This window comes from Streptomyces sp. NPDC005151 (assembly GCF_053599875.1).
On sequence record NZ_JBSFYR010000215.1, the window covers coordinates 1 to 3,457 of the forward strand.

4 protein-coding genes are annotated in these 3,457 nt (G+C 66.4%); 1 reads left to right on the forward strand and 3 read right to left on the reverse strand.

The features are described from left to right. Positions 1–194 precede the first annotated feature (194 nt). The gene (locus ACWD6R_RS40090) at positions 195–548 is read left to right on the forward strand and encodes a VOC family protein (RefSeq protein WP_451823270.1); all 354 of its coding nucleotides are present in this window, start codon (positions 195–197) and stop codon (positions 546–548) included. A gap of 222 nt (positions 549–770) precedes the next feature. On the opposite strand, the gene ACWD6R_RS40095 is transcribed toward ACWD6R_RS40090, so the two are convergent. The 3 genes from ACWD6R_RS40095 to ACWD6R_RS40105 are packed head-to-tail and all read right to left on the reverse strand — an operon-like array spanning position 771 to position 3,360. Next, on the reverse strand, positions 771–1,583 hold the full coding sequence (locus tag ACWD6R_RS40095) for a hypothetical protein (protein ID WP_451823271.1): 813 nt from the start codon (positions 1,581–1,583) through the stop codon (positions 771–773). Then, positions 1,580–2,656: a hypothetical protein gene (locus tag ACWD6R_RS40100; protein ID WP_451823272.1), complete on the reverse strand. Its 1,077-nt coding sequence runs from the start codon at positions 2,654–2,656 to the stop codon at positions 1,580–1,582. Before ACWD6R_RS40100 ends, ACWD6R_RS40095 begins: the two co-directional genes overlap by 4 nt. Beyond that, the gene (locus ACWD6R_RS40105; RefSeq protein ID WP_451823273.1) at positions 2,656–3,360 is read right to left on the reverse strand and encodes a TniB family NTP-binding protein; all 705 of its coding nucleotides are present in this window, start codon (positions 3,358–3,360) and stop codon (positions 2,656–2,658) included. Before ACWD6R_RS40105 ends, ACWD6R_RS40100 begins: the two co-directional genes overlap by 1 nt. Positions 3,361–3,457 lie beyond the last annotated feature (97 nt).

Genomic DNA, 3,457 nt, shown 5'->3' on the forward strand with positions numbered 1-3,457 from the left:
CTTCGAGCTTGGTCGCAAGACGATCTACCAGGGGTCCCGTTCCTCATTCACACCGGGGTTGCATCGCAGGTCACAGCCCTAACGCACCGGTGTTGTCTTCTAGTTGGTGCCTGAGGCGACCGCGGAGGACTTGGAGGACTGGGAAGAGTGGCGGCTTTGCGGGGTGGGCCGCCGGTCTGCCTATGCTCAGGCCCATGGCACTGGAATGGGAACAGATCATCGTCGACTCCGCCGACCCCGTCGCTCTCGGGCGCTGGTGGGCCGAGGCTCTCGGCTGGGTTGTGGTCGACGAATCCGAGGAGATCATCGAGATCCGGCCTGAGCCGGACCGGATGCCGGGCCTGCTCTTCGTGCCTGTCCCCGAGGGCAAGACGTCGAAGAACCGGCTCCACCCCGACTTCCGCCCCGACGACCAGGAGGCCGAGATTGCCCGGCTGCTCTCCCTCGGTGCTCGGCGCGTCGACACCGTGCAGGACGGGCAGCACTGGGTGACCCTCCTCGACCCGGAGGGCAACGAGTTCTGCGTCCTGAGTGAGCGGAAGAGCTGAGCGGGGACCGGGCAGTTATCCGGGGCCCCGAGCCGGGGCCCCGGCTCTCTGGCTGGTCCGTGCTCCATACGGAGCTGTGCGGGGGCGCCCGGAGAGGCGCGATTCCAAGCTGAGGGCATGGAGTTCCCCGTAGATGTGGCGCAGCGCGACCCTCCCGAACACCGTCCGTCGGCGGGCTGCCGCCCGCCACTGAGGCGGTACCAACCTCATGCGACAGCACACCTAGCCGGCGCTGACTCGGTCGGCGACTGAGAAGTCGGTTTCGCAGTCCGGGCAGGTCGCGTTCCCGAAGACGTAGGTCAGCACGTGGGCGACTTCGTGTTGGCCGTCGGTGACTGCGATGCCGTGGAGACGCGAGCCGATGCCTTCCAGGTTTGCGGGGCTCGCCGGGCGGAGCGGGCGGGTGTCGATGGTGTCGTCCGACAGGGCGTAGTCCTCGCTGGTGCAGAAGAACCCTCGTTCACCAAGGACGATGAACAAGTTGGTCTCGCATCCGGGGCAGGAGACTTCGTATTCCTCGTTCCCGAGTCCCCAAGCCAGGTCCTCGCTCCATACCGCGACGCCCTCGAAGCCGAGCATGGATGCCAGGAGGTCGATGTACTCGGTGCGATCGGTCGCGGTCCGGAGATGGCGGTTCACCGATGCCAGCAGCGTCGCGATTTCCGCCGAGTGCTGTGCGCGAACATCGCCCGCTCCATGCGGCTGCTCGGCGCCCGCCATGATGGCACCCGCCAGGCCCAGGGCATTCACGGCTTGCCCCCTGTCTTCGCTCTCGGCTATATCGGCCAACCAGGGCAGCGCTGCGAAGCTGGCCGAGTAGACGCTGCCTTGATGGCAGAGCGCAGACCACAGGTCGTTCCAGAGCTCAGACTTGGGCTCGGACGCGATGCGTGCCAACAGGGTGGGTATGTCTTCGGCGGAGCCGTAGGCGTGGCTGAGCTGCGGCCAATCTGTCATGCCGGGGATCCAATCATGCCTGTGGCTGCCAGAAGCGACGGGATGGCTGCTCTCCAGCCCCTTCCACCCGGTCGTCACGGACCAACTTGGTAGTGGCTGTTTCCGTTTGGAGAGACTACGTGTCTCCGCATTGGATCCCAGGCTCGCCGGAACACAGTGGCGAGGTAGCGGTGGGCGACGAGTGCTTCACCAGCCCGGTGGGATGCATCGAAGGCATGGGCGCGTCGTTGCTGCGCGAGTCGGGTGGCGGGGCTCAGAGCTGATTTCCGGAGATGACGCTTCTGGTCGTGGACGTAGATTGGAGTAAGCGGCGAGCGCTTGGCGTTCATGTTGGCCCAGTGACTGATGGGATCATCGTCATGTTCTTTGCATCTGTAGGTGGGGTGTCGTAGCCGGCGGGCGATCTCGGTGTTGAAGAGGCGGCGGTTCCAGGTCGATTCCTGCGCCTGTTGTCTCCAGTAGGTCGACGCAAAGAGCGGGGCCAGCGCGATGGCTTCGGGATAGACCACGGCGCAGAGGCGCGCGACGGAGAAGGCGGTTTCGGCTGTGTCAGGCGGGATGAGGATGCCCGCCCGGCGGACCCAGTCGTGCCATGCTTCGCCGTTTTCGTTCTCCGGGAGTGACCAGAGCTGGCCGCAGATGAGTATGGCGGTGAGGACGGCGTCGTAGGTGATGGCCCAGCCGTGACGCCGGAGGATGCGCAGATGTCGGCGCTGTGCTTGAACGACTTCTGGGAGGGCGTTGAGGGGCGTGATGTGTCCGTCGGCGTCGGACGGACAGAGCCAAAGCTGGTGTTGGGTGCAGACGTAGCGGTGGTGCGGCATGATCCTGATGACCTCGCCGCCGGGGTGCTTGGCGTTGCAGTGAGGGCAGCCAGGTTGTGGCTGGTGACGGAACATGGCCCAGTCGGGCTGAGGACGCCGTAGTTCCGGCAGAGCACCGGAGAGGGCGTGGATGCTCCGGCCGGTAATGGTGGCGAGGCGTTCGGGCACGCCGACGCGACGTATGCCTCCGGAGGCTTCGCGTTCGGTGAGGCATCGCCAGAGGGTGTTGATGTCGAGACCGTGGAGCCGGGCCAGGCGGGCGATGTAAGAGGCAGTGATCTCGTGCCGGGCGGGTGGGACGGGATCAGGAAGACGGCGCAGGAGCATCAGGCCACTCGCCTCCGCCGGGAGGCGGGTCTGGCCGTTGCGGTGAGTTTCTGGGACTGCTCGGCGGCGAAGTCGATCGGGACAAGGGCCAACAGGCCCTCGGTGATGCGCTCGCTCTCGTCCTCGATGGCCAGGACGGCGGCGGCGCGGATGAGCTGGGAGAGGCTGCCGATCATGCCGCCGGTGCGGTGGAAAATGTATTCGCTCAGCCCGGTGAGCGTGCCAGGGCTGTGGTGGTGCAGCCGGAGCATGGCCTCCAGGGTGCCCACCAGGGCCCGCCAGGTCTCGTGATCGGTGGCGGTGGCGTGGGAGAACGGGGCGGCGGGGATGACGACGAAGCGCCCGGCGATCTGCCGTCCCCGGGTCCCGGAGAAGAGGCCCTGGGACTCGATGTCGATACCCGCGTAGGCGAAGGTGGCGGGCAGCCGCTCGGCGAAGTACTTCAGCTGGTCGGAGGCTTCGGCCCCGGACCGCGTGGCCAAGTTGAGGTTGTGCAGCTCGTCGACCAGTACCAGGTCGACGTGGACATGGGCGGTGGTTGCGCAGACTGCGTCCACGATGTCGGTGACATTGACCCGGGTGGGTAAGGTCAGCCCGAAGAAGCGGGCGAACTCCATCGCGAGCATCTTCGGCGTGGCAGCCGGCGGGACGGTGACGTAAACGACCGGCACCCGGTTCCGGTCGCGCGGATGCCGCTTGCGGATGGCTAGTACTACAGGGCTAGATCTGCATCATCTGGAGGCGCATGCGTCGGCGGAAGTGGTGCCTCCTGGCCTCAAGTTGGTGACGGCGGCGGAACGT